Origin of the sequence: uncultured Chitinophaga sp. (assembly GCF_937874145.1) — a bacterium.
Taxonomy (GTDB): Bacteria; Bacteroidota; Bacteroidia; order Chitinophagales; family Chitinophagaceae; genus Chitinophaga.
Genome location: NZ_CALNBI010000320.1, coordinates 1 through 5804, shown reverse-complemented (window position 1 = coordinate 5804; position 5804 = coordinate 1). Strand labels below are relative to the sequence as shown.

The 5804-nt window shown below is 55.7% G+C and carries 5 protein-coding genes; 3 read left to right on the top strand and 2 right to left on the bottom strand.

The window, feature by feature from the left end:
• Positions 1-876: hypothetical protein (locus Q0510_RS15445; RefSeq protein WP_298713641.1), on the top strand; the 876-nt coding region annotated here is incomplete at its 5' end.
• Between the two features lie 63 nt (positions 877-939).
• Here the strand turns inward: Q0510_RS15445 and Q0510_RS15440 are convergent.
• Positions 940-2628, bottom strand: a complete 1689-nt coding sequence (locus tag Q0510_RS15440; RefSeq protein WP_298713638.1) for a gliding motility-associated C-terminal domain-containing protein — start codon at positions 2626-2628, stop codon at positions 940-942.
• A gap of 78 nt (positions 2629-2706) precedes the next feature.
• Entirely contained in the window at positions 2707-3516 is an 810-nt protein-coding gene (locus Q0510_RS15435; protein WP_298713635.1) for an SDR family oxidoreductase, read from the bottom strand.
• 293 nt (positions 3517-3809) lie between these two features.
• On the opposite strand from Q0510_RS15435, the gene Q0510_RS15430 reads away from it, so the two are divergent.
• Both Q0510_RS15430 and Q0510_RS15425 read left to right on the top strand, forming a co-directional pair.
• Complete coding sequence (locus Q0510_RS15430) at positions 3810-5021, top strand: 6-bladed beta-propeller (RefSeq protein ID WP_298713632.1); 1212 nt, start codon at positions 3810-3812, stop codon at positions 5019-5021.
• A 1-nt stretch (position 5022) separates the two neighbouring features.
• Positions 5023-5804 (top strand): TonB-dependent receptor (locus tag Q0510_RS15425; RefSeq protein WP_298713630.1); only part of this gene is annotated, 782 nt, incomplete at its 3' end.

The following is a 5804-nucleotide window of genomic DNA, read 5'->3' as shown; positions in this document are numbered from 1 at the left end:
ATATCCGTTTCCGCACAGGATACCGCACGATATAAAGGCATGACCGTCAACCTCGACGAACATGTCGTGAAAGCCAAGCGCATAGGGTTCGACGTAAACGGGTTCATCCGCCGCGTAGAGGAAGACACCACCTTCTACCGCGCTTTCAAAAACCTTCGCATCGTAGGATTCACGGCAGAGAACGACATTCGCATCACCGATAAAAAAGGCGGCAAAACCATCGCGTCCCTGCTGTCGCGCACGCAGCAGCACATGCAGAACGGCTGCCGCAGCATGACCGTCCTCGAAGAAAAAACAACCGGCAATTTCTACGACCGCAAAAAAGACTACAACTACTACACCGCGGAACTGTACGCCAATCTCTTCTTCACGAAAGGAACCGTTTGCGGTGAGGATAGCGGCCCCGCCAAAGGCAGTCTCGCCCGGCACCGTTCGCAGCTCAAACAACTCATCTTCAACCCCGGCAAACCCATTTCCGGCGTTCCCGTGGTGGGCAGCAAAGTGGCAGTGTTCGACCGCAACCTGATGAAATACTACGATTTCAGTATTACTTCCAGCACGCTGGCAGGCGTGGATTGTTATGTTTTCGGCGCCGTCATGAAGAAAAACCTCAATTCCATCGACCGGGCCGAAATCGTGTACGACGAGCTCATCACATGGTTCAACAAGGAAACCATGGAAATCGTGGGCCGCCGGTATTCACTTTCCTACAAAACACTCATTTTCGATTTTAACGTAAAGATGAACGTGCAAATGACCAAGCTCGGCGACCTCCTGCTGCCAGCCCTCATCACGTACGACGGCACCTGGAACGTACCGTTCAAGAAACGCGAAACCGCCGTCTTTACCGCGCGTTTCTCCGACTTCAAAAACTGAATAATGTCCATCAACAAAAAGCCCCGCGAATATCACGGGGCTTTTTGTTATGCGTTTTCGATCTTAGCGAAGGAGTGTAATGGTGCCTGTTTTCCGGTAATATTTCAGGTTCGACAGGTCTACATATTCCACCATCCAGACGTAAGTGCCGATAGATGCGGGCTTGCCGTTGTACTGGCCAGTCCAGGCCACCTGCGGGTCCGATGTGTGGAAGATGAAATTGCCCACGCGGTTGTAGATGCTGAGTTTGTAATTGCCGATGTTGCACCGGTATTTTGGCCGGAAGTAATCGTTGTAACCATCACCGTTGGGGGAAAAGCCGGTCGGGAAATACATTTCGCAGTCGCAGGGAGTGAACGAAACGAGGATGGAATCTACGGAGCGGTTGCAGACGTTTTCCGCCACCACAGCGTACCAGCCGCGTTGGGTCACGGGGAATACGTTGACGGAGGAGCTGTCCTGCCATTTGTAATCCATGCCGGCGTTCATGGGCCGCAGCATAAGGGTTTCGCCGGTACACATCACGGTATCTTCGCCCAGGTACACGCGCACGGAATCCTGGAAAACTACGCGGATGGTATCCGTTTCCACGCAGCGGCCGATCTGTACGCGGACGCTGTAGTATCCCGTGGAATCCACGTAATAAGTGGCCTGGTCGGAGCCGTCCTGCCAGCGGTAGAGGCCGGTGCCATGGTCGGCCGAAAGCACCACGAAGCCTCCCTGGCAAAGCGTGGTGTCGTTGCCCAGGCTGAAATCCCGCAGTCGGCTGTAACGGACCTCGATCGTGTCGACCACGGAGCAGATATTGTTGATGTTCACGAACACGGAGTAAGTGCCGTTGTTGCGGACGTTGATGCGCGAATTGATGGACCCCGTGTTCCAGAGATATCCCGTGGCGCCGGTGCTGGTGGCGTCGAGCGTCACAGTCTCGCCGGGGCAAAGGAGCGTATCGTTACCGAGGCTGAAAGGGTAGGGAGCGCCGGTGAAGTTGATGGTGACCTGGTCGGTATAATCGCCGCAGCCTTCCACGGTGGCTACTACCGAGTAGGTACCCCCTGCGCCGGAAGCCACGATGGTGGGTGAGGTTTCGCCGGTGCTCCAGACGTAGGTCGCGTTCTGCGCGGTGGCGTCGAGGGTCAGGAGCTCGCCGGTGCACAGGGTGCGGTCGGGCCCGAGGTCCAGGTCCGGGATGGGGGAGGTGAAGAGGTTGACGGAATCTATCTCCCGGCAGCCGTTGATGGCCACATGGTAGGTCGCCATTTCGGTGGCGGTGAATGTATGCGTGCCGATTACCGTGTCCTCGAGGTAATACCAGGTGTAAGTGGCGCCTGGAATGTCGGGGGCGGTGAGGGGGAGGTCTGTGTTTTCGCAGATGGTGATGTTCTGCGGGCCGAGGTCGATGTGCTGCCGGGGAACGATGGTGATGGCCTGCGTGGTAATATCTTCGACGCCGTTGCGGTACGCTTTGAGCGTTACGGTATAAGTGCCGGGAAGGCTATACCGGTACCAGGCGCCGGTGATGCGGTTACTGGAGTCCTCCGGCCGGAGGGGCGGGCTCACGAAATACCATTTCACAGAGTCGATGCCGGCGGTATCGTCGGTAATGAAGAAAGTAACACTATCGTTGATGCAGGTAGTATTCCAGGTAAAGTTGGTGAGACGGGGCTTCGCGGCGGCGGAAAAAGATACGGCCACCAGGAAAAATATCAGGAAGATATGGTGTGTCCTGAAACGGTTGAACATAGGAACCATGACACCGCTAAATTAGCGGAATTTCTGATATGTAGATTGTTTTTAATAAAATAATTAGATTGAGGTGGATGGTTGGCTTTACTGCGGTTGGTTCGCCAGGAACGGCACCCTCGGCACCATGTAATTCAGCGCGCTCGTCGTACCGCAGGTAACATCGAGGGTGATCCCGGTGATCTTCCGCGCATGGTCCGACGCCAGGAACACCGCCGCCTGTGCGATGTCTTCCATCATGGGCATTTGCTTGAGCATGGTATCGGCTTCCAGCTTGTCCAGGAAACCCTTAACTTCATCGCCCCCGTTTTCCAGTGCTTCGCGGAAGACTTTTGAATCAGGCGACCCGCCAGACCGGATGTTCACCACCCGCACCCCGTGCGCACCTACTTCCGAAGCCAGGTTCCGCGTGAGGCTCTCCACCGCGCAGCAAGCCGGGCCAAAGCCTCCAACATGCGGATACCCGATACCGCCCGGTGTGGCCGTCAACGTGAGGATCACGCCCGATCCCTGCCGCATCATCACCCGCGCCGCCGCCGTGCCGGTCAGAAATTCCGTCTCCATCGCGCGGCGCACCGGGCGGAGGAAATCTTCCACCGACATGTCCGTCAAAGATTGATCCTGCCGGTCTTCCCAACCAATTGCATTAAACGAAATATCCACTTTCCCCACTTCCTCCAGGTGCCGACCGATCGCCCCGGCATCCAACGCATCCACAACGGCTGTATGGCACTGGTGACCGGCTTTCCGGATGGCTTCCGCCGTCTGGCTGACGGACGCTGCATTCCTGCCGGTAAGGTGCACGAATGCGCCTTCGCGCGCGAACGCCTGCGCGATCGCCCCGCCGAGTGAGCCGCCTGCCCCATATATCACGGCGGTTTTTCCTGATAACAACATATGCTTCGGTTTTACTGCAACTTATCCATTTCCGGCAATATGAATGACGTGCTTATTAGCCAATAAAAGGGGGCATTTGAGACAGGGCCTGAAGCCGGGACTTTCACTGCGCAAGGGCGCTTCGCGGCTAAAAATATCTTTAAAAAATTCTGGCGAAATACGCTAACTTGTTTCAGTTATTCCCAGGCCGGTGCATATGTACGTGAACGTTTGGCCGTACGGCGACAGGAAAACCCCGGTGCCCACGTTCCCTTTTACCCGAAAAACATATCAATACCAAATGCATCCGCCCAATGAAATCAATTCCACTGACCGTTGCCCTGCTGCTTAGCCTCTCAGCCCGGCTATTTTCCCAATCACCCGTTACCGAACAAATCCTCCGTATCGACCCGGAAAACGCCTTCGGCGGAACCGCCGGAAAAATGCTCGCCGATATCGAATACATTCCCCTCGAAAGCAGCAAAACTTCCCTGTTTAATAAAATCGACCAGCTCGCAGTGACCAGCCAGTATTTTATCGTGCTCGACCGAAGAGGGAATACCATTCTCCTCTTCGACCGGGCAGGCAAATTTGTACGCAAACTGGTCCCGCCAGCCGAAAGCCCCAACGAATTTGAACCCGCTTTTTACGCGTTTTCTGTCGACCATTTCCGCCAGGAAATCGTGGCCACCTCCGGAATCAGGGCGCTGGCCCCCTTTTACCTCGTTTACGATATGAACGGGAAACTACTGCGGAAAAAGAAGAAGTGGGCGCAAAACACCGATGAAACCATCAGCATGGGCGACGGCTGGCTGATTTCCAATATCAATACTCCCGAAACCCGCGGCAGCACCGGCTCGCAACTGGTAATCGAATCGGAGGAGCAGGTGGAAGAAAAGCTGTTGCCCTATGATCCGCAGTCCATACTGGCGGGAAATGACCGGCTCATGCAGGGGAAATTTCTTTACAATAGCGGTAACGGGAATTTCTTCTTCCGGAATTACTATAGCTACCAACTCGTGGAGCTCAACCGGCAGGGCCTTCAAAAGAAATACCGCATCGTTCTCCCCGCCAGCTATTCCCTCCCGCAAAACTTCCTGACCGATACCGCCATGGAAGGGAAGCGAATGGAATATGTAATTCGCAATCCCGGCAAGGTTTTCTGCTTCAGCAACATTTATCGCGCCGGCGATAAACTGGTGTTCAGGCTCGCCATTCACGACACCCAGTTTAGGGACCGCACCCTGATGTACGACCTGAAAACCGGGCAAACTTTCACGTTGAACGGCCTCCGGCCCGACAGCACCAACGCTTACCTGCCTTTCTTCGACATCATCGGCGAAGTGCTGGCCTGCGATGGCGAGCATTTTTTCACCTGTTCGTCTGCATACGAGTTGTATCATTCACATGAACACAACACCGCCAAATCCCCCGTATCCCCGCCACAGATAGCGCAGTTCCTGGAGAAGAAAGACAGGATGGCCAACCCGGTGATCGTCCGTTTCAGGTTCAAATCCGAATTGTAGGATGACGAGGTTTTACCTGATGTGCCTGCTGATGATATGCGCGTGCATGTTCACGGCAAAAGCGCAGTCGCCGGCCGGCGAAATCTCCGGCAAAGTGCAGGACCCCGCGCGCGATTACGCGCTGCCATCCGCCACGGTAGCCGTTTACCGGGTAGCGGATTCCTCGCTGGCAGGGTTCCTGCTCACCGTGGCTGATGGCTCCTTTAAACTAGGGAAACTCCCGCCCGGAGTGCCGTTGAAGCTCATCATCACCTATCTGGGCTACGCCCCGCTGATCCGCCAATTCACCATCGACGCACAAAAGCCCGCCCTGCCATTCGGCACGCTCGATATGCAACGCGCCGCCAATCACCTGGCGGAAGTCGTCGTTTCCGTGCCACCCGTGCAAATGAAAGGCGATACGCTCGAATTCAATGCCGACGCCTTCCGGCTCGACAGCGCCTCCGTCCTCGAAGACCTCATGCGCAAACTGCCCGGCGTCACCGTCTGGGGCGATGGCCTCATCACCGTAAACGGCAAGCCGGTCAACAATGTGCTGGTGGACGGAAAACCCTTCTTCGGCGATAAACAGATCGCCCTGCAAAACCTTCCTAAAGTGGGCGTCGAGAAAGTACAGGTGTACAACAGGGCCGTGGATCCCATCAGCTCGCGCGACAGTACGCTGGAAATGAACGTCAAACTGAAAAAAGGATATAAGCGCGGGATGTTCGGCAAACTTTCCGCCGGCGCCGGCACCGACAGCCGCTTCCAGGGCGACGGTATGATCAGCCTATATTCACCCAG

Coding starts and splice junctions, on each gene's coding strand:
- Q0510_RS15440 (WP_298713638.1), bottom strand. CDS start 2,628: ATGGTTCCTATGTTCAACCGTTTCAGGACACACCATATCTTCCTGATA.
- Q0510_RS15430 (WP_298713632.1), top strand. CDS start 3,810: ATGAAATCAATTCCACTGACCGTTGCCCTGCTGCTTAGCCTCTCAGCC.
- Q0510_RS15435 (WP_298713635.1), bottom strand. CDS start 3,516: ATGTTGTTATCAGGAAAAACCGCCGTGATATATGGGGCAGGCGGCTCA.